Origin of the sequence: Streptomyces sp. NPDC021093, assembly GCF_044333135.1 — a bacterium.
Lineage (GTDB): Bacteria > Actinomycetota > Actinomycetes > Streptomycetales > Streptomycetaceae > Streptomyces.
Genome location: NZ_JBIRQJ010000002.1, coordinates 691,926 through 715,057, shown reverse-complemented (window position 1 = coordinate 715,057; position 23,132 = coordinate 691,926). Strand labels below are relative to the sequence as shown.

Sequence of the window (23,132 nt, the reverse complement as noted above, 5' to 3'; positions counted from 1 at the left end):
CCGCCCTTTCAACCTGCCGCCCCCGCCCCCGCCCCCGGTGACGGTGACGGTGATGGCGACGACGACGGCGAAACCAGCCCCGACTCGTAGGCGAACACGACCAGTTGGGCCCTGTCCCGGGCACCCAGCTTGGTCATCGCCCGGCTCACGTGCGTCTTCGCCGTCAGCGGGCTGATCACCATGTGGGCGGCGATCTCCTCGTTCGTGAGCCCGCGTGCGACCAGTGCGGTGACCTGCCCCTCCCGCCGGGTCAGGCTCTCGAAGCCGGGCGCGGTGTGCCGGTCCGGCGGGCGTGACACGAACTCCGTGATCAGCCGCCGGGTCACGGACGGCGAAAGCAGCGCGTCGCCCCGGGCCGCGATGCGGATCGCCTGGAGGAGTTCGCCGGGCTCGGTGTCCTTGAGCAGGAACCCGGCCGCCCCGGCGCGCAGCGCGTCGAAGACGTACGCGTCCAGGCCGTAGTTGGTGAGGATGACGACGTGGGTCGCGGCCAGGTCCGGATCGGCGGCGATCTCCCGGGTCGCCTCGATGCCGGTCAGCACGGGCATCTGTACGTCGACGAGCGCGACGTCCGGCCGGTGCCTCCGGACCAGTTCCACACCGGCGCGCCCGTCGGCCGCCTCGCCCACCACCTCGATGTCGTCCTCGGCGGCGAGCAGCGCACGGAACCCGGCCCGCATCAGTGCCTGGTCGTCGACGATCAGCACCCGGATCACCCCGCACCCCCTTCCCTGATCATCACGATCCCCCTTCCTGGAGCGGGAGTTCGGCCCGCACCGCGAATCCGCCGCCCGCCCGTGGACCGGCGTACAGCGTGCCGCCCAGCGCGACGACCCGCTCCCGCATCCCGGTCAGCCCCCGCCCGACGGCGGGCTGGGGCACGTCCGCCTCCCCCTCGTTCTCCACCCGGACGCCGAACTGCCTTTCCCCGTAGTCGAGTTGTACGGAGGTCTTGGCACGGCCCGCGTGCCGGGCCACGTTCGTCAGGGCCTCCTGCACGATCCGGTACGCGGCCCGGTCGACGGCGTCGGGGAGCGTGCGTTCCTGCCCGGTGAAGGTCACCGACGCGGCGAGCCCGGCGGCGCGGGCCCGTTCCAGCAGTTCGCCCAGCCGGTCGAGGCCCGTCCCCGGCGGTACGACATCGGTGCGCAGCACCTCCAGCGTGGCCCGGAGCTCCCGCATCGCCTCGCCGCTCGCCTCCTGGATGGCGATCAGCGCGTCCGGCACCTCCTCGCCGCGCTTCCTGGCCAGGTGAACGGCGACTCCGGCCTGGAGCTTGACGATCGAGATGCTGTGGGTGAGGGAGTCGTGCAACTCCCGTGCGATGCGCAGCCGTTCCTCGCCCGCCCGGCGCAGGGCCGCCTCCTCCCGGGTGCGTTCGGCCTCGGCCGCCCGCTGCTCGGTCTGCCGCAGATACGCCTGCCAGTTCTTGTCGACGAGGCCGGTGACCCCGGCGCAGATGAACCAGCCGTGCAGCAGCAGCGTGCGCTCAAGACCACCGCCGGACGGGCTGGCCACGAAGAACCCCACCAGGAACAGCACACCGACCACGACTGCGGCCCCACGACGCCCCTGCCGGGTCACGGCGTGCACTCCGGCGACGACGGGGAAGGCCGCCGACGTCCCCGGATTCGAGTGGAGTACGTACCCGAGCATGCAGACGGCGGTGAAGGCCAGCACCAGTACCGGTGCCCTGCGGTGCACGGCCAGGGCGAGCGAACCGGCCACGATCAGAATCAGGTCGACTGCCGTCGGGCCCTGCGCCGCGTCGACGCGCGTGAGGGCGGCTGCCAGCATCGCCCCGCAGATGACCACCGCAAGTCCCGCGTCCACCAGCCCCGTTGGCCACCGGCCGGGCCACCGCCACTTCCCGCCGCCGTCCGGTCCCAGTCCCGGGTCCAGTCCCGGGTCCAGCCCGATTCCTCCCCCATGCCCCACCGCTCTTCCCACCGCTCTCCCCCGCGCACGATCCGCCGGACAGACCCTAAGCCGCCCGCCCCGCCCCGCGCCTCCTCCCGCCGGACCGGATCCGGACTACTCCCGCCGAAGTAGCCTGGGCTGCGGCCGAGTTGTCCGGAGCAGTCCCGAATGCCTCCCGCCGTACGACGCCCCCGCGCCCCCTCCCGGACGAGTCTTGCCCCCATGACCTCACCGTTTCGCTTCACCTCGCCCGAACCTCCCGAGTCTGCCACCGGAACGGTCGCCGACGTCCACGCCCAGGTGACCGCCGACTTCGGCGTCCCCCGTCCGCCGACCTTCGCGGTGCTCTCTCCTTCACCTCAACTCCTCACGGGCTTCTGGGCGTTGCTCCGTGAAGCCCTGCTCGCCGGGGACGCCTCGCGCACGGAGAAGGAACTGGTGGCCGCCGGTACCTCGCTCGCCAACGGCTGCGACTTCTGTACCAACGCCCACATCTTCCTGCTCTACGCGGGCGGCGAGCACTCCCTCGCCCGGCGGATCGGCGAGGGCCGCCCGCCCGAGGACCGGGCCCATGCCCGCCTCCTCGCCTGGGGCAGGGACGTCGGCACGCCACAGCCCTTCTCCTCCCGCCACGCGGAGGAGTTCATCGGCACGGCCCTCGCCTTCCACTTCATGAACCGCATCGCCGACACCCTCCTGACCGCCCAGGGCCTGGACACCGAAGCACGCAGGCTCCGCCTCCTGGAGACCGGTCCCGGCAAGCACCTGAGCGCCACCGTCCGCAGGAAGCTCACCCCCGGCGAGAGCCTCCCGCTGCTCCTGACCTCGGGGGACTCCCCCGCCTGGGCCACGCCGGGGTCGCCGGTCGCCACCGCGTACGCGGGCCTGCGCGAGGCCGCCGCCCTGGGCGCCGGACTGCTGTCCGACGACGACGTGGCGTACGTCCGTGAGACGGTGGACGCCTGGGACGGGGCCGGTCACCTCGCTCCGCACGACGGCCGGCTGCCCGCCCGTACGGACCGCCCCGGCGCCCGTATCGCGCTGCTCGTCGCGCTCGCCCCGCACCACCTCACCGCCGAGGACGTGGCGGCCTGGCTGGTGCCGCCGTTCAGCGAGCACTGTCTGCTGCACCTCGTCGCGTACGGGGCGATGGCCGCCACCGAACGCCAGGCGGAACGGCTCGCCGTACGGTCCGGGGAGCGGCCGGGGTGACGCGCCTCCGCGCCCTCTAGGAGGAGGCCGTCAGGGCCGGGATGACCGACTCGCCGTACGCGTCGACGACCGCCTCCCGCGCGTCGTGCATGGCGTAGACGGCGAACTGGTCGACCCCCAGCTCCCGCAGCGTCCGCAGCTTCTCGATGTGTGCCTCCACCGGCCCCAGCAGACAGAACCGGTCGACGATCTCGTCCGGCACGAAGTCGGTGTCCGGGTTCCCGGCCCGGCCGTGGTGCGCGTAGTCGTACCCCTGCCTGGCCTCGATGTACGAGGTGAGCGCCGCCGGTACGAAGTCGGAGTCCGCCCCGTACTTCGCCACGAGGTCCGCGACGTGGTTGCCGACCATTCCGCCAAACCACCGGCACTGGTCCCTGGCGTGGCCGAGGTCCTCGCTCACGTACGCCGGTGCGGCCACGCAGATCTTCACGTCCGCCGGATCGCGCCCGGCGGCGGATGCGGCGTCGCGTACCGCCCGGATCATCCACTCCGTCAGGAACGGGTCGGCGAGCTGCAGGATGAACCCGTCCGCCTTCTGCCCGGCGAGCGCGAGCGCCTTGGGCCCGTACGCGCCCATCCACACCGGAAGCCGTCCGTCCGTCACCCACGGCAGCCGCACCGACTGCCCGTCCACCTTCGCCTCCCGGCCCTCGGCGAGGTCACGGATGACCTCGATGGCCTCACCGAGCCGGGCGAGGGTGTTCGGCTTGCGTCCGGCCACCCGCATCGCGGAGTCGCCGCGGCCGATGCCGCAGACGGTGCGGTTGCCGTACATGTCGTTGAGGGTGGCGAAGGTGGAGGCGGTGACCTCCCAGGTCCTGGTCCCGGGATTGGTCACCATCGGCCCGACGATCAGCTGCTCGGTGTGTTCCAGGATCCTGCTGTAGATGACGAACGGCTCCTGCCACAGCACGGAGGAGTCGAAGGTCCAGCCGTAGCGGAACCCGTTGCGCTCGGCGCGCCGCATCAGGCCGACGACCTCGGATGCGGGTGGGTCGGTCTGCAGGACCAGTCCGAAGTCCATGGACATGAGGGGCGTACCTCCTGCGTGAAGTGTTCCGCTAGCCCTATCCACTTCGGGCCGTGCCGAACCGTGCCGAATGGTGCCTCCAAGTGGAGTGACGCCTGGTGGACGCCGTGTGGAAGGGGACAATCCTGAGCTTCTTGCCGGGCCCTGGCAAGGGGGCGCGGACCGTGTCTCCGGCGGGTCCGTGGCCGGTTTCACCTGGGCGCCCTCGCGCATACCATCGGTATGCGCGAGGGCGTGGCGAAGTGCCGGCGTTCCGTGCGAGCGGGTTCTGTCCGAGTGGGTTCTATCCGAGCGGGGCGAGACGGTGCAGCAGGGTGTCAGGGCGCAGCAGCGTGAGAAGACTCGGCAGGCTCTGCTGCGGGAGGGGCGGCGGCTGTTCGCCGACCGCGGCTACGGCGCGGTCGGTCTGTCGGAGATCGTCAGTGCGGCCGGGGTGACCAAGGGGGCGCTCTACCACCATTTCGACTCCAAGGCCGCGGTGTTTCGCGCCGTTCTGGAATCGGTGCAGCAGGAGGTCGGCGACCGCGTGGCGGCGGCGGCCGAGGCGCACGAGGACCCGTGGTCCCAGTTCACCAGCGGCTGTCAGGAATTCCTCACCGCGACCACCGACCCGGAGATCCAACGGATCATGCTCGTCGACGGGCCCGCCGTCCTCGGGTGGAGCGAGTGGCGCTCGATGGACGAGACCCACTCCGCCCGCCATCTCTCCGATGCGCTGACCGGCCTCGCCGAATCCGGGGTGATCGCCCCGCAGCCGGTGGTCCCCCTGGCGCACCTGCTGTCCGGGGCGATGAACGAGGCGGCCCTGTGGCTGGCTTCCTCGGCGTCGGCGGACGACCTCGCTCACACCCGGACGGCGCTGGACCGCATGCTCGACGCGCTGCGCACCGACTGACCTCCCACACCGTCCGGCAGCGAAGTACCGTGTTGGCGTACCTTCAGTATGCCAAGAGCGGGGGGCTACGGGATGACGCAAGGGGTTCGAGCGCTGCAGCGGGAGCAGACGCGGCAGACCCTGCTCCGCGAGAGCAGACGCCTGTTCGCGACGCTGGGGTACGGGGCGGTGGGTCTGGCCGAGATCGTCCGGGCCGGCGGCGTCACCAAGGGGGCGCTGTACCACCACTTCCCCAGCAAGGCCGAGCTGTTCCGCGCGGTCCTGGAGGAGGCCCAGCAGGAGGTGTCCGCACACATCGCCGCCACGGCGGATGCGCACGCCGGGGCCTGGGACCAACTCACCGCGGGCTGCCAGGCGTTCCTCAACGCCTCCACCGACCCCGCCCTGCAGCGCATCCTGCTCGTCGACGGCCCCGCGGTCCTCGGCTGGAGCCAGTGGCGCGCGATGAACAAGGACACGTCGGGCCGTCACCTGGCACAGGTTCTCGGCACCCTGATCGACGAGGGGACCATCGCCGCGCAGCCGGTCGCGCCGCTCGTGCACCTGCTGTCGGGGGCCATGAACGAGGCGGCGCTGCGCCTGGCCGCGTCGGCGACCCCGGGCGATCTGGCTAGCACCCAGGGGGCGCTGACACAGCTGCTCGCGACGCTGCGTACCCGCCGGTGAGGACCTCGCCTGACGCCCGCCCCGGCCTCTCACGCCGACCGGAGACCCGGTCGGACACCAGGTCCGGCAGCCGGTCGGGCAGTCGGTCGGACACCAGGTCCGACACCAAGTCCGGCACCAGGTCCGGCACCAGGTCGGGCATCCGGCCGAACCCCTCGCCCTGGCCGCCGAAGCGGCTCTGCCGTACGCGCCGGGCGCAGTCGTAGCAGCCGCCCTGTCCGCGCCGGATGTTGTTGAGGGTCGGCGTGCCCGTGTGACCGCATCTGACGCAACGGCACTTCCACCGGTCACCCACGCGGCCGGGGAAGGGTTCGAGCGGCTCCATGCCGATCGCGCGCATGTCCGCCGCCGCGGTCGCCGGATCCACCGGCGCCCTCCCCGCACACGCCCGGCACCCGCCCCCGCCCGCCCGGATCTTGGTGAGCCGGGGGCGGACGGTGCGCCCGCAGGCCGTGTGGCGGCAGCGCCACTTCATCCTGGCGCCCGGATAGGGCTCCAGCGGTTCGAAGCCCGCGATGCGCATGTCCGCCTCGGCCTTCTCCTGGCCTGCGATGCGCCGTCGTTCACCGGCGGCGGTCCGGCCGCACCTGCGGCACCCCGATATCGCGCCGCTGCGAACCGAGGTGAACGTCGGCGCGACGGCGTGCGCGTGCTGGGCGCAGCGGCACTCCCAGGCCACGTTCGCCCCCGGGTAGGGTCCCAGCGGCTCCAAACCGGCGGCACGCATGACAGCGACAGCCGTCGCGGGATCGATTCTTCTGGGCACGGCCCGTCCTCCCCTTGTTCATCCGGTTGTTCATCCGGTTGCGCGATCGCCCGCGGGCCGCCGAGCCGTCACGACGTCGATCCTGACCCCGTTGGGATCCGTCACGGTGCGCTGCGACTCCCCCGCCCCACCGTTCACCTCGATGGTGATCCGCACCGCACGCACGGGCAGTTCCTGCTCTTTCGGCAGGGCCGGATGGGAGTGGTCGAGGAGTACGAGCTCGTACGGCGGCGGTCCCGGCCGGCCGAGGCCGACGCACCACGGCGTTTCGTACGTGGTGCGGAAGCCGAAGAGCTCGGTGTAGAAGGCGCGGGTTTCCTCAAGACACGAAGTGCAGATCACCGGGCAGAAGCTGGTCAGCATGGGGCGCCGTCTCTACTCGCGTACCAACGGTATGCGAGTTGAACCTAATCTGCATACCGACGGTATGTCAACCTGGGTCCGACGGCGCCGCCGCTCGCCCTTGCCCGCCTCGCGGGGATGTGACGGGCGGGAACGTCGATCGTTGACAAGTCGACTCCCCTGCAAGGGAGTTGACCGTACGTCTACTTCAGATCGGTGATTGTGATGACGCCCTCGGCCCTGACCAGTTTCTATCCGGTGCTCTGCACCCGGCAGCTCGGAGCAGCCGTGGAGTTCTACCGGACGCTCCTCGGATTCGAGACCACCTTCGAGAGCGACTGGTACGTCAGCCTGCGCCGGCCCGAACCGCCGCACTACGAGCTCGCCCTGGTCGACGCGGGGCACGAGAGCGTGCCCGAGGCGTTCCGAAGGCCCGCTCAGGGACTCCTGCTCAACTTCGAAGTGGCGGACGTCGATGCCGAGTACGCGCGGCTCGTGGGGGCCGCCGGGCTGAAGCCCGAACTCGACCTGCGGAGCGAGGAGTTCGGGCAGCGGCACTTCATGGTGTCGGCCCCCGACGGCGTCCTGGTCGACATCATCACGCCCATCGCCCCCACTGCCGAGCACGCCGCCTGCCACACGGAACTCCCGCACGGCTGACCGGTCGACAGGGGCAGACGGCCGCCGCCCCGCCCCCGCGAGGGCGGGAACGGGGCGGCGCGGGCGTGGGAACGGGGAGCGGGGCGGGGCTGCCGCCGGGTCAGGCGGCCGGCTGGCCCTCGGCCTTGACTGGGGTCACGGAGGCTTCGGCCCCGTCCTCGTCGGCTCCCCCTGCGGGGGCCTTGACCACCACCGCCACCAGGACCGCGGTACCGAGCGCCAGAAGGACCCCGACGGCGCCGATGACATTCATGCCGTCGGTGAACGCGGCCCGGCCGGACTCCAGGAACGCCGCCGCCACGTCGGACGGCAGGCTCGCGGCGGCCTCCACCGCCCCGGCGAGGGTGTCACCGGCGCCGTCCGGAACGCCCGCGGGGACGTCCACCCCGCTGCGGTACACGGCGGTGCCGACACTGCCGAGTACGGCCACCCCGAGCGCCATGCCCAGCTCGGTGCTGGTCTCCGAGACCGCGGAAGCGGAACCCGCCTGCTCGGGCGGGGCGGAGCCGACCACGATGTCCGTACCGAGGGCGATGAGCGGTCCACCGCCCGCGTAGACGAGTGCGAAACCGGTCACCACCTGTGCGATCCCGGAGGAGCTGTCCGCCAGGGCCAGCATGACGTGGCCCGCGGCCGAGACGGCGAGCCCGACGGCGACGACGTACGCGGGCCGGATCTTGCTCGCGGCCATGGGGGACACCATGGACGTCACGATCAGCGCACCCGCCGCGGGCAGCAGGTACAGACCGGCCTTCATCGGGGAGAGCCCCCCGACCAGCTGCAGGTACTGCGTCACGAACAGGTAGGTGCCGCCCGCCACCAGCATGCTGAGCAGCATCGTCACCAGCGTGGTGCGGAACGCGGGGTTGCCGAAGAGGCCGAAGTCGAGCAGCGGACTGTCCAGCGTGCGCTGTCGGCGGACGAACACCGCGGCGCAGACCACGCCCACCACGAGCGCCGCGACGGGCACCGTCGAGACGCCGTCCTTGGCGATCTCCTTCAGCCCGTAGACCACCGGCAGGATCGCGGCCAGGGACAGGCCCACGCTGGTCAGGTCGAGCCGGCCGGCCTCCTCGTCGCGGTACTCCGGCAGCAGGACGGGTCCGGCCAGCAGCAACAGCACCATGACGGGCACGCCCAGCAGGAAGACCGAACCCCACCAGAAGTACTCCAGCATGGCGCCGCCGACGACCGGGCCGAGCGCGATCCCCACGGAGAACATGGTGATCCAGACCGCGATCGCCACCCCGCGCTGCCTCGCGTCGCGGAACATGTTGCTGATCAGCGCCAGGGTCGAAGGCATCAGGGTGGCACCGGCGATGCCCATGGCGGCCCGCGCCGCGATCAGCGTGGCCGGGTCGGAGGCGTACGTGGCGGCGACCGAGGCGACGCCGAACGCGGCGGCACCGATCAGCAGCAGCTTCCGGCGGCCGATGCGGTCGCCGAGGGTGCCCATGGTCACCAGGAAGCCCGCGATCAGGAAGCCGTAGATGTCGATGATCCACAGCATCTGGGAAGCGGTCGGGTCCAAGGCGGTACTGACATGGGGCACGGCCAGGTGCAGCACGCTCACGTCGATGGACAGCAGCAGTGTGGGCAGCGCCAGCACGGCGAGACCCAGCCATTCGCGTGGTCCGGCCTGCTGGGGGGAATCGGTGGTGGTGCTCACGCTGGTTCCTTTCCGAAATGCTTCGCATGGCCACCCGAAACGGGGATCGGGTGACGGAGTGGGTGAACGGTGCCGCTCCCGGCGGACGGGCCCTCGCGGTCGGCCGACGGGCCCCCGCGGTCGACCGGCAGGCCCCCGCGGTCGACCGGCAGTCCTTCGCGGTCCCGCAGCAGACGGCCGGCGACGGTCTCCGCGTGGGCGGGCGCGTACAGGTAGAAGTGGCCGCCGGTGAACATCAGCCGACTGAAACCGCCCGACGTTTCCAGCGACCACAGGTGCAGCCGCTCGGCGACGACCACGGGGTCGTCGACCGCGCCGAGCGCCAGGATCGGGGTGCTGGTGCCGGTCACCGGCCGCTCGTACCGTTCCATCGCTTCGAGGTCCGCGCGGATGGCGCGCAGCGACAGCTGGACGAGGTCCGGCCGGTTCAGCAGGCCAGGAGCCATGCCGCCGATGTCCACCAGGTGGTCCAGCAGTTCGGCGTCGCTCCTGAGGTGGGCGAACGGCGGCTCGCTGGGAAAGCAGGGCGGCTGGCGCGCGGAGACCGCCAGCAGGCGGGGCGCGAGGCCCCTGCGCTCCATCGCTCTGGTGAGTTCGTAACCCAGCACACTGCCGAAGCTGTGCCCGATGACCGCGTACGGCAGTGGCTCCCGCTCCGCGAGCGACCGGCCCAGCGCCTCCACCTGGGGTGCGACCCGGGTCAGCGGCGCCTCGTTGATGCGCGCGCCCCGCCCCGGCAGCTGGGCGACGAGCAACTCGACGTCCGCCGGGAGCACTTGCCACCAGGAGCGGAACGCGGAGGGCCAGCCGCCGGCGTGCGGGAACGCCACGATCCTGAAGCGGGGCCGGGTGCCCTGCCCCGGACCGGCCCCGGGGGGCCGGCGCCCGCCGGCCCCCACCGTCATCCACCAGTCGCTCATCGCCCTCCTCCCGGGGACGGAGCGGCGGACGGGGTGGCGGACGGAGCGTCAGAGAGTGCTGCGGAGGGCACGTCGGAAGCCGTACGGGACAGCAGCGGGTGGTGGGTCTCCAGGTGGGTGATCACCCGGTCCTGGTGCCGCTGGAGACGCTGGCCGGGAAGGTGGTCGAGCGAGTGCAGGAACGGGTCCTGCGGCGCCGGCAGGCCCGCGATCGCCGCGGCCGTGCCCAGCACCAGCGTCGGCTGGTACCAGGCCGAGTAGCCGCCTTCGTGGGCGAAGACGATCCTGCCCCGCGTCAGTTCGTCGGCGAGCCGGCACAGCGTGCTGGTCATGGCGTGGAACGTGCGGCTGGTGCACATCATCCGGCCCATCGGATCGTGGCCGCTCGCGTCGACGCCCGCGGCGACCAGGATCAGATCGGGGCGGAAGGCGCGGGCGGCGGGTTCCACGAGGCGGTCGACGGCGGCGAGGTAGGCGTCGTGCCCGCTGCCCGCGGGCAGCGGCACGTTGAGGGTGCTGCCCGCCCCCGCGCCGGCGCCCGTCTCCGTGACGAGACCGGACGCGGCGGGGAACAGCCCGTCCTGGTGGAGGGAGATGTAGAGGACGTCGGGGTCCTCGTAGAAGGTGCGCTGGATGCCGTTCCCGTGGTGCACGTCCCAGTCGAGGATCAGTACCCGGCGCGCTCCGTGGCGCTGCGCGGCACGGGCGGCGACGGCCACGTTGTTGTACAGGCACAACGCCATCGCCCGGTCCGGCTCGGCGTGGTGGCCGGGTGGCCGCACGAGGCAGTAGGCCCGGTCGAACCGCCCTTCCAGGACGCTGGTGGCGGCCTGTACGCAGGCGCCGACGGCGAGCCTGGCGGCCTGCGCGCTGTGGTAGTTGACGTGCGCGTACACGCCCGCGTCCCCCGAACCGATCGCCGACGTGGCCTCGACCCGCTCGATGTGCTCCGGTGTGTGCACCAGCAGCAGGTCCTCGTCGGTGGCAGGCGTGGGCGTGACGCACGTGAACCTGTCCTGCACGCCCGACGCCTTGACCAGCCCTTCCGCCCTGCGCAGGTCCGGGTCCACCGCGAACTGCCGGAGCGGCTCGATGCCGGGCCCCACCGGCACGTACCCCGATCCGGAGCCGGGGTCGTGCCAGAAGCAGATCTCGTGGCTGTACCACGCGAGGTGGGGCGTGCTCACTGGGCCGACACACCCAACGAGGCACGGCTCACTCCGGAGACCCGCTCGATGTACCGGAGGTAGTACTCGCGCTCCTCGTCGGGGGTGCGCTTGGCGCGGAAGGTGGTCTCCAGCAGGCCCAGCACCTCGTCGGTCTCGTGGACGGTGAGCTGCCTGCCGTCCGTCTCCTGCTCGGTCGTACGTATCCGCCCGGCCGGCTCCAGGACGCCCCTGGCGTACTCGGCCTGGTCGGTGGCGTGGTTGCGGGTGGAGGCGATGGTCTTGAGCACCGCTGCGAAGAAGGCGGCGCTGTCCGTGCCGGTCGGGTCCTGGCCGGTCACGTCCGTGCCGGACGGGTACGTGCCGGAGGTGTACGTACCGGTCATGTCTGTGTGCGTCATGTCTGTGTGCGTCATGTCTGTGCTCCTCGGTCTGCCGTGCGGTCGGTCGGCTGGTCGACGTGCTCTGGTGCCCGGTCGATGGAGCTGTGGAGCTGAGCGGTCAGGCGATCAGGCCGCAGGCGCGGCCGGCCTTCTCCAACGTCGCGACGGCCGCGTCCAGGTCGGCGTCCGAGTGGCTCAGGCTGACGATGGTCCGCAGTCGGGGAAGGGTGCGCGGCACCGCCGGATAGACGATCGGCTGTACGAACAGCCCGTCCAGCTGGCACAGCCGCGCCATCTCGTGGGCCTGCTCGGAGCTCTGGCAGACCACCGGCACCACCGGTGTCTCGCTGGCGAGCGTGTCGAAGCCCAGGGCGCGCAGCTGCCCGAGGTACCTGGCCGTCCTGGCGCGCAGTTCGCGGGGGCGTTCCGGGGACGCCTCCATCACTTCGATCGCGGCCTTCGCCGCCGCGACCTGGGCCGGTGTCACCGCGGCGGAGAACATCCAGCCGCGGGCGTTGTTCTTCAGGGCGAAGACGAGGTCGCGCGAGCCCGCGACGTAACCGCCCGCGCTGGGCACGGTCTTGGACAGCGTGCCCATCTTGACGGCGACCCGCTCCGGGTCGATGCCGAAGTGCTCGGTGATGCCGCGTCCGGTACCGCCGAGCACGCCGAGGCTGTGCGCCTCGTCGACCATCAGCGGGGCGTCGTACCGCTCGCACAGCTCCACGATGCCCGGCAGCGGGGCCACGTCGCCGTCCATGCTGAAGACGGCGTCCGTCACGACCAGCCGCCCCGCGTCGCCGACCTTGCGCAGGGCCCGTTCCAGGTCGGCCAGGTCGTTGTGGGCGTACGTGATGACCCGGGCGCCCGACAGGCGGTAGCCGTCGAGGATGCTGGCGTGGTTGTAGACGTCGCCGATGACCACGTCGCCGGGGCCGACCAGCGCGCCGACCGTCGCCACGTTCGCCATGTATCCGCTGGAGAAGACGATCGCGTCCTCGGTGCCGAGGAAGCGGGCGAGCGTCAGTTCCAGTTCGCGGTGCAGGTGCAGGGTGCCCGCGAGCAGGCGCACGCCGTGGGCCCCGGTGCCGTGCTGTTCCACGGCGCTCAGGGCCTGCGCGTCGATGTAGTCGTGCCCGATGAGACCGAGATAGCTGTACGAGGCGAAGTTGAGGTACCAGCGGCCGTCGAACTTGATCCGGGCGCCGCTGGCCTCCTGGATGACCGGCTCGTAGAAGTACTCGTCCCTGGCGACGACGAGGCGGTCCTCCGCCGACAGCGTGTCGATGCGCTGTTCGAGGAAGGTGCCTCGCGTCGAGGAGGACAGCCGGCCGGGCAGGGTCCGCCGGGGTGTCCGGCCCTGGCCCTGCGGGGTCCCGCGCGGTGTCCGGTCCGGTACGGGCGGGGTGACGGCGGCGGGCGGGCGGACGGCGGCGGGCGGGGTGACGGGGTCCGGCGTCCGGAAGCGGTCCCAGTCGGCGACGAAGGAGTCGGCAGCTGGGCCGTCGGCGGCGCGGGTACGCGGCTCCCGGGCCGGGTCCGCAACCGGCACGGGTGCCGGTGCCGGTACCTGCGCCTGCGCCTGCGCCGGAGCCACCGTCGCGTCGGCGGCCGGGGCGGCAGAGCGGGCCGAGGGGATCGAAGGGGCTGCAGCGGCTACGGGAGCTGCGGGGGCCGAAGCTCCGGGTGCCACCGTCAGTTCCAGGTGGTCGAGCAGCGCGCCGACGTCGCTGTGCTCGAAGAAGACCACGGGGTCGACCTCGGTCCCCTCGGCCGACAGGGCGGCGGCCAGTTCGACCGCCATCATCGAGTCGAGGCCGATCTCCAGCAGATTGTCTTCGGGGGACACGTCGTCGATGTGGAGGATCTTCTTCAGGGCGGTCGACAGCGACGGCCACAGTCTGCTTTCCGGTGTCACAGCGGTCATTCGTGCATCCTTCGCATTCGCAGCGGCAGAAAGGACGTAGTGCGCGGGGGTACGGCCGAGGGCCGTGTGCAGCAGGGCGACGCCTTGGTCGGCGGTCAGGGCCGGGATGCCGTGAGCGGCGGCCCGCGGGGCGACGGCCTCGCCCATGCCGACGGTCCACAGGCCCCAGCCGAGGCTGTACCAGGGCTCGCCCTCGGCTCTCTTACGGGCGGCGTAGCCGTCCAGGTAGCCGTTGGCCGCCGCGTAGGAGCTCTGCCCGAGGTTCGCGCGTACGGCCGCGACCGACGAGAACAGGGCGACGAAGTCCGGCCGTGCCCACCTGGCCACCAGGTCGGCGACCGCGTGCACTCCGCCGAGCTTCGGGGCGAGGACCTCGTCCACCTGCTGGGGTGTCAGGGTGCGGGCCAGGCCGTCCCGGAGCACCCCTGCGGCGTGGAACACCCCGTTGTAGCGCTCGGCTCCGGCGAGTGCCTCGCCCAGCCGGCGTACGTCCGTGGCCACGACGTCCACGTCGCAGAGCCCGTCGAGACGGCTCAGCCGCCGCCGGTTCTCCCCCCGGTCCGGGACGGTCCTGCCCACCAGGGTCAGGTGGGCGCATCCCTCCCGGGCCAGGAACTCGGCGACCCGCAGGCCGATGCCGCCCATGCCGCCGGTGATCAGGTACCGCCCGCCCCGCAGCCGCAGAGGGCCGGGGGCCGCGGACGACGGCCCGGGGATCGCCGGCGATCGCTCGGCCACGGGCTCGTACCAGCGGCCGTCGCGCCGGGCGAGTTCCGGCCCGGCACGATCCAGCGCTTCCCGCAGGAGGGCGGCGCGGTCGTCCGCGTGCTCCTCACGGCCGAGATCGATCAGGCGCACCCGGGTACGCGGGTGTTCGACCTGCAGCGTGCGGCCGAGCCCCCACAGCGCGGTCATGAGGGGATCGACGCTCTCCCGTCCGGTCACCTGATGGGCCGAGGTGGTGACGATCGCCAGATCCGGCATCGGGGGGCGCGCCGCCAGCCGGCGGACCAGGGCGAAGACCCCTTGCAGGGTCCGGGCCGCCGCTGCCTCGCCCGTCGTGTCGCGCGGCGCGACGTACAGCACGCCGTGGACGGGGGTGTCGCCCAGGAGTGCGTCGAGGCGCTCCTGGGTCAGCTCATCGGGGGTCGTACGCACCACGGGCCGCCCGCCCGGCAGCGGGAGGCCGTCCGCCGAGACCACCAGTAACGCCCCGTCGGACGCCGCGGGCAGGAAGACCGGATCGGCCTTCCGCCAGCCGAGTGTCTCGACCGTCCCGACGACGGGCGTGCGCTCCGCGGTGGGCGTGCGCTCCGCGGTGGGCGGGAGATCCGCGGTGGGCTGGTGATCCACGGCGGGCGGGTGCTCCTCCCCCGGCCCCGGCGGCGCGGTGGCCCCGGCGGATGTGCCCGGCGGCGCGGTGGCCTTGAGGGTGATGCGGTCCAGTTCGAGCAGGACCTCTCCCTGCTGGTTGCAGACGGTCGCCCGGCCCCGCACGACGCCGGTGCGGGCGCCGGTCGGCTCCTCCCGCTCGACCAGTGCCAGCACCGTGCCCGAGATCCTCCTGCGCGCGACGATCCGGCCGACGTACCAGGGCAGGCACGCCCCGGCCGCCCCGTCGTCGAGCATGCCGAGGGCCTGGAAGACGCTGTCGAGCAGCGGCGGCGGGACGAAGGACCGGGCGAAGGAGTTCCCGTGCGGGTCGTCGGCCGCCCGCAGCACCGCGAGCATGCGTCCCCCGCCCCGGCGGGCGGACCTGATCGCCCGGTAGGCCGGTCCGTAGGTGATGCCGCTCGCCCGCCGCCACTCGTCCACGGCCGTGCCGGGCACGGTCTCCGTGCAGCCGGCCTGCAGCCCGGCGACGTCCAGGTAGCGCGGCGGCGGCAGCGGAACGCGGGCGGCGCGGGCGGTGCAGTGCTCGCGCGGTGTGCCGTCACCGCCCGGCTGCGGCGAGCGGACCGAGCACTGTCCGTCCTCGGTGGTGTGCACCTGGAGCTCGGTGCCTGGACCTTCCACCCGCAGCGGCGCACGGAAGGCGACTTCCTTCAACGTCCACTGTCCGTCGGGGTGTTGGGCCTCGCAGGCGGTGAGGACGGCATCGATCTGGGTCGCGGCCGGGACGACCGGGGTGTCGCCGATCCGGTGGTCGACGACCAGCGGATCGGCTGCTCCGAGGGGGAACCGGGTGCCGCTCATGTCCGCAGGCCGAATCGCTCGGAGGCCTTGACCAGGCCGTTCGCCTGGATGTCGACGACGTGTTCACCCGCGTAGTACCGGCGGGTCTGTACTTCCTTGATCGCGTGGGCCTTCTGCAGCGTGCGCCGTTCGCCTGCCGCGAGGTCGAGCGTCGCCAGTTTGAAGACCTTCGGAATGCTGCGGCCGTTCTTGCGCACGTGGTGCACCACGTAGTCGACGGTGACGCTGTGGGCGCGGTCGTCGGTGTTCTCGATGTCGAAGCTGAGGACGACGGTGTCCCCGACGGTCACCGACCCGGGCGTGATCTCCAGCCGGGGTACGTGCACGTGCTCGCCGCCGGTGGCCCCCAGGATCTCCAGGGCCTGCTGGTCGCCCTTCTTCACCAGGGTGCGGAGCGCGTGCTTGACGATCCAGGTCGTTTCCGGGGTGGGGCTCTCGCGCATCCAGCGCAGTGCCGTCGCGAGCGCGATCTCAGGGGCGTCCTTCGAGATGTCGTTCAGGTTGTTCGCGACGGACTTGCGCACGTACTCCGAGGGGTCGCTGCGCAGGGGTTCGAGGACGTCCAGGACGGGCTGCGGGTCCTTCACGAAGACGGCGAGGGTGCGGGCCCAGGGCAGCCGGGAGCGGATCCCCTCGGTCGCCAGCCGCCGCACGTTGTGGCTGGGGCTGAGGGCCCACTGCTCGACGCGCTCCATCGTGAGCGCGTAGTGGTGCTCGATGTAGGGCCGGATCGCGTACTCGCCCGTGTGCCGTTTGGTGATCTCCTCGATGGCGTCCAGGGAGACCTCCGGGTGCTCAAGGCCGTACTCCTCGACGAACCTGGCGACGGGCATGAGGAACCAGCTGGCGTTGAACATGCCCTCGCCCTCGGCGAGTTCGTCCCCGAGGATCGGGACGAGGATCGCCACGGCGGCCGGGTAGTCCTGCGGCAGCCGGGTGCGCAGCCCCTCGGCCAGGACGAGGACGCGGTCCTTGAGCTCCTTGCCCGGGATGCGCCGCTCGACCTCCGCCGCGTACCCCTCGATGTCGAACTCGGGGTGGACGGCGCGGATCCTGCCGCCGATGAGGCGCGCCGCGTCGCCGTTGAAGTGCCGCTTCAGTCCGTACTCGCTAGCCATGGTGCTCGGGCCTTTTCGTCTCGTGGAGGTGGGGTCGGTCGGTATCGGTATCGGTGTTCGTGGCGCCCGCCGAGATCCAGAACCGCCTTCGGCCGAAGGGGTAGGAGGGGGCGGTGGTGATCCGGTGCCGCTTGTCGTGATGGAGGCCGGCCCAGTCCAGGTCGGCTCCGGTACGGCGGTAGTGGGCGGCCAGCGCGGCGTGCAGCTGCACCTGGTCGAGGTGTCCGCGCCGCAGCGTGGTGATCCAGGCGGGGTCGGCGCCGGGGAGGGTCGCACGGGCCGACGCGGTCAGCTGGGGGTGCGGGCCGATCTCCCAGACCGTGTCGGGGGCGGTGTCGCCGAGGGTGGTGACGGCCTGTGTGAAGAGAACGGGCCGGCGGACGGCCCGCGCCCAGTGCTGGGGGTCGGTGGCGGTGGCGGGAGTGTGCCAGGTGCCGGTGAGCGTGGAGGCGAAGGGCAGCGCGGGTGCGGCGAGTTCCACCGCGGCCAGGGCATCGGCGAACGGTGCGACGGCCCCTTCCATCGCCGCGGAGTGGAAGGCGTGGCTGACGGTGAGGGGTTGGGTCCGGTGCGAGGTCTGCTCGCGGAAGCGGGCGACGGCCTGCGCGGGTCCGGTGATGGTATGGACGCGGGGCGCGTTGTGCGCGGCGATCTCCAGGTCGGGAAAGTCCCGGAGCGCGGCGACGAGGGTCGCGGTGTCGGCATGGACGACGGCCATCGCGCCCGAGTCGGGCTGGGCCTGCATGAGCCGGCCGCGCAGGGCGGTCAGACGCAGCAGATCGGGCAGCGACAGCACCCCGGCGGCCCACCCGGCGGTGAGTTCGCCAAGGCTGTGACCTGCGACGGCGGTGGGCCGGATGCCCAGCGCTTCGAGCTGGCGGACCAGCGCGACCTGCACGCTCACGATGCCGATCTGCGCGTACCGCGTCCGGTCGAGGCGCTCGCTCGCGTCGCCGTGCAGCAGGTCGAGCAGCGGAACGTCGGTGTGCGGGGCGAGGAGTTCGGCGCACTCGTCCAGGGCCGCACGGAAGTACGGCTCGGTGGCGTACAGGCCGCGGCCCATTCCGGCGTACTGCGAACCCTGCCCCGTGAAGAGGAACGCCGTGCCGGTCGCCCGGTTGCTGTGCCGGGTGAGAGGGACGCCGCCGGACGCGACCTCGGTCAGCCGCTCGGCCAGCTCCCCCGCCGTCGCTCCGTGCACCGCGGTGCGGTAACGGTGCGAGGCGCGGCCGGTGTTCACGGTGTGGACGAAGTCGGCCGGCTGCCCCCAGGGATCGGCGGCGAGGTGCGCGGCGTAGGCGCCCGCCAGGGCCCGGACGGCCGGCTCGTCGGCGGCGCTGACCCGCAGCAGGTGGCTCTCCTGCGCCTCCGGCGGAGGGCCGGCCGTGGGAGGGGGCTCCTCGACGATCACGTGCGCGTTCACACCCCCCATCCCGAACGCGCTCACGGCGGCGCGCCGGGGCTGTTCGCCCCGGGGCCAGGGGAGGGGACGGTCGGCGAGGTAGAACGGCGTGTCCTCGAACCGGATGTGCGCGTTCGGGCGCGTCACATGCAGCGTCGGCGGAATCAGCTCGTGCTCCATGGCCAGCAGGACCTTGACCAGCCCGGTCAGTCCTGCGGCGGGCTCCAGGTGCCCCACGTTCGTCTTCACCGAGCCGATCGCGCAGTACTGCGAACGGTCGGTGAACCCGCGCCACGCCCGGGTGAGCCCGTCGATCTCGATGGGATCGCCGAGCCCCGTCCCCGTGCCGTGCGCCTCCACAAGACCGATCGTGTCCGGGGAGACCTCCGCGTCCCGCAGGGCCGCCGCGATGACGTCGCGCTGGGCCCGGGGGCTGGGCGCCGAGTAGCGGGTCGTACGGCCGCCGTGGTTCACGGCGGCCCCCTTGATCAGCCCTCGGACCCGGTCGCCGTCCCGCAGCGCGTCGTCGTGCCGTCGCAGCACCACGGCGACGGCCCCCTCCCCCGGTACGAAGCCGTCGGCGGTGCTGTCGAAGGTGCGGCAGCGGTGCCGTGGCGACAGGGCCATCAGATCGCCCATGGAACGGAAGTACTCCGGGCTGAGTCCGGCGTGCACCGCTCCGATCACCGCGGTGTCGATGTCCCCGGAATGCAGGTGCTGCAGCGCGGAGTGGATCGCCACCAGCGAGGACGAGCACAGGGTGTTCACCAGTGTGCTGGGCCCGTGCCAGTCCATCAGGTAGGACAGCCGGTTGGCGATCATCGCCTCAAGTCCCAGGCCGCGCCCCTCGGGGACACCGTGGCGCACCCGCTCCTCGTGGTAGTGGTCGTGGCTGTACGCGATCCACAGGCCGGTGTTGCTGTTCCCGGCCCGGTCGCCGGACCTGGCGCCGTCTTCGACGGCCTCCCAGATCGTCTCGTACACGATCCTGGCCTGCGGGTCGATCTGCGGGGCCTCGCGCGGCGAGATCCGGAACGGGGTGGGGTCGAACTCGTCCACCCGGTCCAGGAAGGAGGCGTGCGGGGCGGGTCCGTACGACGGGTCCCAGCGGTCTTCGGGCGCCCGGCGGACGGTGTCGCGCCCCTCGGCGAGAAGGTCGGCGAAGGCGCCCAGGCCGTGCGCGGTGGGCAGCCGGACGGCGGCGCCCACGACGGCGACGTCCCGTGAGCGGGTGCCGGCGGCCCCGGGTGCGGTACGGGGGTGTGACCGCGGGGCGACGACGGTACGTTCCCCGCCGGCGGGCTCGGCAGCTGCGGGGGCCGGGGGCTGCGGGGCCGGAGGGGCGGGGGGTTGCGGAGGCTCGACGGCCGGTGGTGCCGGGGCCGGTGCTGCGAGGGCGTCCACCGTCGTCAGGAGGTCCGGTGCCTCGCCCAGGACGAACTCGGCGAATTGACGGGCGGTCGGATACTCGAAGAAGACCGTCGGATAGAGGGACAGGCCGTACTCCTGGGAGAGGCGCTCGCTCAGGGTCACCAGGCCGACCGAGTCGAATCCCGCGGAGAGGAACTCCGTATCGGCGTGCTCCTCGGGCACTCCGGTCAGGTCCAGGAACCAGGCGAGCACCCGGGCGGCCGACGAGGACGGGGTGGCGGGACCACTCGGCGGTACGGCGACCGGACGCGGCGGTACGGCCTCCGCGCTGAAAGCCTCCGTACTGGATGCCTCCGTGCTCGGCAGCTCGGTGCTCGGCGGCTCCGTACTGGATGACGCCGTGCCGATCGTCTCCGCGCCGAACGCCTCCGCAGGGACCCGCTTGGACGACATGTCTCCGAACACGAGCAGCGGGTTGCCCCGCTCGTCGGTGACCGTCTGCGTGACCCGGCAGGCTTCGTCGTTCCAGAAGGCGGTCTCGGTACGGACGTAGGCGGCGGCCTCCAGCGGTCCGAAGACGTGCACCCGGCCCACCGAGAGCGGGATGAACGCGGCGGCCTCGGCGGCACCGAACACCGGGTTGCCCGGATCGATGGCGGCGATGGTGACGCTGTCGAGCAGGCCGGGGAACAGGTGCACTCCGGCCGGATTCAGCTCGCGCTGCCGCGCACCCTCGATCCGTGCGAGCGTGCCGCCGTCCGGGAGGCTCGACACCCAGGAGATGTTCCGGTAGTAGCGGCCGTGGTGGTAGCCGATGCGCCGCAGCCACCGGTAGAGGCCCGAGCCCGCGTACAGCTCGGAGCAGGCGTCGAGGAGCGGGGCGATCGGTACGGCGGCCGGCGCGGGGACGGGCTCCGCGACGTATCGGCCGGTGACGAAGGGGGTTCCGCTCACCGCGTCCGCCACCGTGAACCGCAGGTCCGCGCCGACCCGGCACACCACGCGGTGCGCTCCGGTGGGGATCAGCGGCCGGTGGAAGAGGACGTCCGCCACCCCGTGGAAGGGCTCGCCGCGCAGCGCGGCACCCTCGCGCAGGAAGTCGAACCACGCCACGCCCGGAAGCATGATCGTCCGGTAGACGGCGTGCTGGGCGATGGGCGATTCGCCGGGGCCGAACACGCGCGAGAACGCGTACCCCGCGCTTCCGCTTCCTTCGTACCCCGCGCTCCTCTCGTCCTCGACGAGTTCAGCGGGTGCTCCCGGCTCCGCCGAGCGCAGCGGTTCGCGCAGGTTCAGGGCCCCGCCGCGCAGCTGCGCCGACGGCAGCAGTCGTGTGCTCCACGCAGCTCCGCCCTGGAACGCCGTCCAGTCGATGTCCCGGCCGGCGGTGAAGAGTTCGGCGGTGAGTGCGGCGAGCACCGCGGCCACTCCCCGCTCGTCGCGGGCGCCGCCAAGCCGGGCACAGAGTTCGCCTTCGCCGTCGGCTGCACGGTCGGCCCCGGGGGGCGAGTCGCTGTCGGGCCCGAGCACCCGGGCGAGCGCGTCCTCCAGGGTTACGCGCCCCCACCCGAAGTCCTTGATCGCCTCCCACCCGGGAGGCAGGTCCACGGCTGCGTCCGGCACGCCCAGGTCGTGCAGCGCCACCACGAGCGCGGTCGCCTCGCTGATCCGGAGCAGTTCGCCGGAGAAGTCGGACAGTCGTGCACCGGTCGCCGCCTCGAAGCGGCCGACGACCTCGTGCACGGCGGGCACGGCCCGGTCGAGGGCCGGGAGCCATCCGGGCACGACGGCGGCCTGGTCCGGGCGCACCGGCACGGTGCGCGGGGGGCCGCCGGGGCCGGCGGCTCGGTCACCGTCGCCGTGCAGGAGCCACGCGCGCAGACCGGCGGCCAGTTCCGCGGCGTCGCCCCCGGAGACCGCCACCCGCTCGGTGCGGTGCGGGCGTGCCAGTCGTGCCGTGGCGCACACGTCGACGAGGCCGTCCGCGACGGTCGGCAGGAACTCCAGCCACTGCGCCACCAGTTCGCGAAGCGCGTAGGGGCTGTCTGCCGACAGGGGCAGTACGTGGAACGCCCGGGGCGCCTCGGCGGTGGGCTTCCCCGCGGGGAGCCGTGGGACGGACTCGGCCACGATGTGCGCGTTCGTGCCGCCGAAGCCGAATCCGCTCACCGCTGCCCGTCGCACCGGCACCTCGGGCCAGGGGCGCTGTGCGTCGGGGAGGTAGAACGGGCTGTCGGCCAGGTTGAGGCGGGGGTTGGGCGCGTCGACCGCCAGGGCCGGAATGGTCCCCTCCCCCAGCAGGACCAGGATCTTCGCCAGTCCTGCCAGTCCGGACGCCGAGTGGAGGTGGCCGATGCGGCGCTTCACGGAACCGAGGGCCACGGAGTTGCGGGGAACACCGCGGCGGCCGAACACCTCGGTGAGCGCCCGCGTTTCGATCGGGTCGCCGATGGCGGTGCCGGTGCCGTGCGCCTCGACGTACTGGACGGTTGCCGGGTCGACCGTGTCGTAGACCTTGCTCAACAGCTCCACCTGGGCTTCCAGGTTCGGCGTGGTGACCCCCATGGTGCGGCCGTCGTTGTTGACCGCCGTCCCGCTGATCGCCGCGTGGACGAAGTCGCCGTCGGCGAGTGCGGCCTGCATCGGCTTCAGTACGAGGGCGACGGCGCCTTCGCCGGGCACGTAGCCGTTGGCCCTGCGGTCGAAGGTCTGGCACAGACCGTCCGGGGACAGGGCTCCGGTCCTGGAGAGCAGGACGAAGGTGAGCGGATCGATGAGCAGGTCGACCGCGCCGACGACAGCCAGCTCGCAGGCCCCGGCCGCCAGGCTCTGGCAGGCGAGCCAGACCGCCGACAGCGAGGACGAGCAGGCCGTGTCGACGACCAGGCTGGGACCCGACAGGTCGAACCGGTCGGACAGCCAGGACGCGACGAAGTTCTGCGACCGTCCCCACAGGGCGGCGGGCCTGAGGACGTCGGGCCCGGGAGCGTCGGCCCCGAGTCCGTCGGCGGGGCCTGCCGGGTCCTGCGGGACCAGGCCCCGTCCGTGGTCGAATCCGTACGAGTTCATGCGCGCGCCGACGAACACGCCCGCGTTGAGCCTCCGTCGCACCCCCAGGTAACCGGCTTCCTCCAGGGCCCGCGCGCCGACTTCGAGCATGACGCGCTGCTGGGGATCGAGGAGAACGGCGTCCTCGGCCTTCATGCCGAACGCCTCGTGGTCGAAGGAGAACGGATCCAGCAGGAACGCGCCCCGGTGGTGGGTTCCCCGGTGCGGTCCTTCACCCAGGTACAGGGCGCGGTCCCAGCGGCTCGGCGGAACGTCGCCGACCTCGGCCCCGTCGCGCCTCAGCAGGTGGCTCAGGTCCACGGCGTCCTCCGCCCCGGGAAGCCGTACCGCCAGGCCGATCACGGCGATGCGGCTGTCGAGCTCGGTCACAGCGGTCCTTTCGTACGACTCGGTGGTCATGGCCTCTTCGGTGGTCATGGC

At 72.5% G+C, this 23,132-nt stretch carries 16 protein-coding genes; 4 read left to right on the top strand and 12 right to left on the bottom strand.

Annotated features, from left to right (window positions below; translation table 11 throughout):
• Positions 1–8: 8 nt before the first annotated feature.
• Entirely contained in the window at positions 9–716 is a 708-nt protein-coding gene (locus ACH4SP_RS08060; RefSeq protein WP_398411238.1) for a response regulator, read from the bottom strand.
• Positions 717–738: 22 nt separating this feature from the next.
• Positions 739–1,797, bottom strand: coding sequence for a sensor histidine kinase (locus ACH4SP_RS08055; protein WP_398411839.1), 1,059 nt, complete (start codon positions 1,795–1,797; stop codon positions 739–741).
• A gap of 345 nt (positions 1,798–2,142) precedes the next feature.
• Between ACH4SP_RS08055 and ACH4SP_RS08050 the strand changes: the two genes are divergently transcribed.
• On the top strand, positions 2,143–3,132 hold the full coding sequence (locus ACH4SP_RS08050; protein WP_398411233.1) for a carboxymuconolactone decarboxylase family protein: 990 nt from the start codon (positions 2,143–2,145) through the stop codon (positions 3,130–3,132).
• Positions 3,133–3,148: 16 nt separating this feature from the next.
• Here ACH4SP_RS08050 and ACH4SP_RS08045 read toward each other — a convergent pair whose 3' ends face one another.
• Complete coding sequence (locus ACH4SP_RS08045) at positions 3,149–4,156, bottom strand: TIGR03842 family LLM class F420-dependent oxidoreductase (protein WP_398411835.1); 1,008 nt, start codon at positions 4,154–4,156, stop codon at positions 3,149–3,151.
• A 310-nt stretch (positions 4,157–4,466) separates the two neighbouring features.
• On the opposite strand from ACH4SP_RS08045, the gene ACH4SP_RS08040 reads away from it, so the two are divergent.
• Together ACH4SP_RS08040 and ACH4SP_RS08035 are read left to right on the top strand one after the other, a co-directional pair.
• Positions 4,467–5,057 (top strand): TetR/AcrR family transcriptional regulator, encoded by a 591-nt coding sequence (locus ACH4SP_RS08040; RefSeq protein ID WP_398411229.1) that lies wholly within the window; start codon positions 4,467–4,469, stop codon positions 5,055–5,057.
• A 72-nt stretch (positions 5,058–5,129) separates the two neighbouring features.
• Entirely contained in the window at positions 5,130–5,723 is a 594-nt protein-coding gene (locus ACH4SP_RS08035) for a TetR/AcrR family transcriptional regulator (protein WP_398411226.1), read from the top strand.
• On the opposite strand, the gene ACH4SP_RS08030 is transcribed toward ACH4SP_RS08035, so the two are convergent.
• Both ACH4SP_RS08030 and ACH4SP_RS08025 read right to left on the bottom strand, forming a co-directional pair.
• The gene (locus ACH4SP_RS08030; RefSeq protein ID WP_398411222.1) at positions 5,668–6,489 is read right to left on the bottom strand and encodes a hypothetical protein; all 822 of its coding nucleotides are present in this window, start codon (positions 6,487–6,489) and stop codon (positions 5,668–5,670) included. The genes ACH4SP_RS08035 and ACH4SP_RS08030 overlap by 56 nt on opposite strands.
• 30 nt (positions 6,490–6,519) lie before the next feature.
• Positions 6,520–6,831: a glyoxalase gene (locus ACH4SP_RS08025; RefSeq protein ID WP_398411220.1), complete on the bottom strand. Its 312-nt coding sequence runs from the start codon at positions 6,829–6,831 to the stop codon at positions 6,520–6,522.
• A 225-nt stretch (positions 6,832–7,056) separates the two neighbouring features.
• Here ACH4SP_RS08025 and ACH4SP_RS08020 point away from each other — a divergent pair, with 225 nt between their 5' ends.
• Positions 7,057–7,491 carry a VOC family protein gene (locus ACH4SP_RS08020; RefSeq protein WP_398411217.1) on the top strand — a complete coding sequence of 145 codons (435 nt, stop codon included), beginning with the start codon at positions 7,057–7,059 and terminating at the stop codon, positions 7,489–7,491.
• Between the two features lie 100 nt (positions 7,492–7,591).
• Here the strand turns inward: ACH4SP_RS08020 and ACH4SP_RS08015 are convergent, their stop codons facing one another.
• The 7 genes from ACH4SP_RS08015 to ACH4SP_RS07985 all read right to left on the bottom strand — a co-directional run bounded on the left by ACH4SP_RS08015 (position 7,592) and on the right by ACH4SP_RS07985 (position 23,129).
• A complete protein-coding gene (locus ACH4SP_RS08015) occupies positions 7,592–9,160 on the bottom strand; it encodes an MFS transporter (RefSeq protein ID WP_398411212.1) in 1,569 nt (522 codons plus the stop codon).
• Entirely contained in the window at positions 9,157–10,080 is a 924-nt protein-coding gene (locus ACH4SP_RS08010; protein ID WP_398411209.1) for a thioesterase II family protein, read from the bottom strand. Before ACH4SP_RS08010 ends, ACH4SP_RS08015 begins: the two co-directional genes overlap by 4 nt.
• The gene (locus ACH4SP_RS08005; protein WP_398411206.1) at positions 10,077–11,267 is read right to left on the bottom strand and encodes a class II histone deacetylase; all 1,191 of its coding nucleotides are present in this window, start codon (positions 11,265–11,267) and stop codon (positions 10,077–10,079) included. The genes ACH4SP_RS08010 and ACH4SP_RS08005 overlap by 4 nt, the downstream gene beginning before the upstream one ends.
• Positions 11,264–11,662: a hypothetical protein gene (locus ACH4SP_RS08000; protein ID WP_398411203.1), complete on the bottom strand. Its 399-nt coding sequence runs from the start codon at positions 11,660–11,662 to the stop codon at positions 11,264–11,266. The genes ACH4SP_RS08005 and ACH4SP_RS08000 overlap by 4 nt, the downstream gene beginning before the upstream one ends.
• Positions 11,663–11,747: 85 nt before the next feature.
• A complete protein-coding gene (locus ACH4SP_RS07995) occupies positions 11,748–15,752 on the bottom strand; it encodes an aminotransferase class I/II-fold pyridoxal phosphate-dependent enzyme (protein WP_398411200.1) in 4,005 nt (1,334 codons plus the stop codon).
• Positions 15,749–16,870 (bottom strand): DNA alkylation repair protein, encoded by a 1,122-nt coding sequence (locus ACH4SP_RS07990; protein ID WP_398411194.1) that lies wholly within the window; start codon positions 16,868–16,870, stop codon positions 15,749–15,751. Before ACH4SP_RS07990 ends, ACH4SP_RS07995 begins: the two co-directional genes overlap by 4 nt.
• Positions 16,863–23,129 carry a beta-ketoacyl synthase N-terminal-like domain-containing protein gene (locus tag ACH4SP_RS07985; RefSeq protein ID WP_398411192.1) on the bottom strand — a complete coding sequence of 2,089 codons (6,267 nt, stop codon included), beginning with the start codon at positions 23,127–23,129 and terminating at the stop codon, positions 16,863–16,865. The genes ACH4SP_RS07990 and ACH4SP_RS07985 overlap by 8 nt, the downstream gene beginning before the upstream one ends.
• Positions 23,130–23,132 lie beyond the last annotated feature (3 nt).

What these genes read in the sequence shown, in the direction of transcription:
- ACH4SP_RS08055 (WP_398411839.1), bottom strand. Translation starts at nt 1,797, where the DNA reads ATGCTGGCAGCCGCCCTCACGCGCGTCGACGCGGCGCAGGGCCCGACG.
- ACH4SP_RS07990 (WP_398411194.1), bottom strand. Translation starts at nt 16,870, where the DNA reads ATGGCTAGCGAGTACGGACTGAAGCGGCACTTCAACGGCGACGCGGCG.
- ACH4SP_RS08035 (WP_398411226.1), top strand. Translation starts at nt 5,130, where the DNA reads ATGACGCAAGGGGTTCGAGCGCTGCAGCGGGAGCAGACGCGGCAGACC.
- ACH4SP_RS08000 (WP_398411203.1), bottom strand. Translation starts at nt 11,662, where the DNA reads ATGACGCACACAGACATGACGCACACAGACATGACCGGTACGTACACC.
- ACH4SP_RS08020 (WP_398411217.1), top strand. Translation starts at nt 7,057, where the DNA reads ATGACGCCCTCGGCCCTGACCAGTTTCTATCCGGTGCTCTGCACCCGG.
- ACH4SP_RS08050 (WP_398411233.1), top strand. Translation starts at nt 2,143, where the DNA reads ATGACCTCACCGTTTCGCTTCACCTCGCCCGAACCTCCCGAGTCTGCC.
- ACH4SP_RS08045 (WP_398411835.1), bottom strand. Translation starts at nt 4,156, where the DNA reads ATGGACTTCGGACTGGTCCTGCAGACCGACCCACCCGCATCCGAGGTC.
- ACH4SP_RS07995 (WP_398411200.1), bottom strand. Translation starts at nt 15,752, where the DNA reads ATGAGCGGCACCCGGTTCCCCCTCGGAGCAGCCGATCCGCTGGTCGTC.
- ACH4SP_RS08010 (WP_398411209.1), bottom strand. Translation starts at nt 10,080, where the DNA reads ATGAGCGACTGGTGGATGACGGTGGGGGCCGGCGGGCGCCGGCCCCCC.
- ACH4SP_RS07985 (WP_398411192.1), bottom strand. Translation starts at nt 23,129, where the DNA reads ATGACCACCGAAGAGGCCATGACCACCGAGTCGTACGAAAGGACCGCT.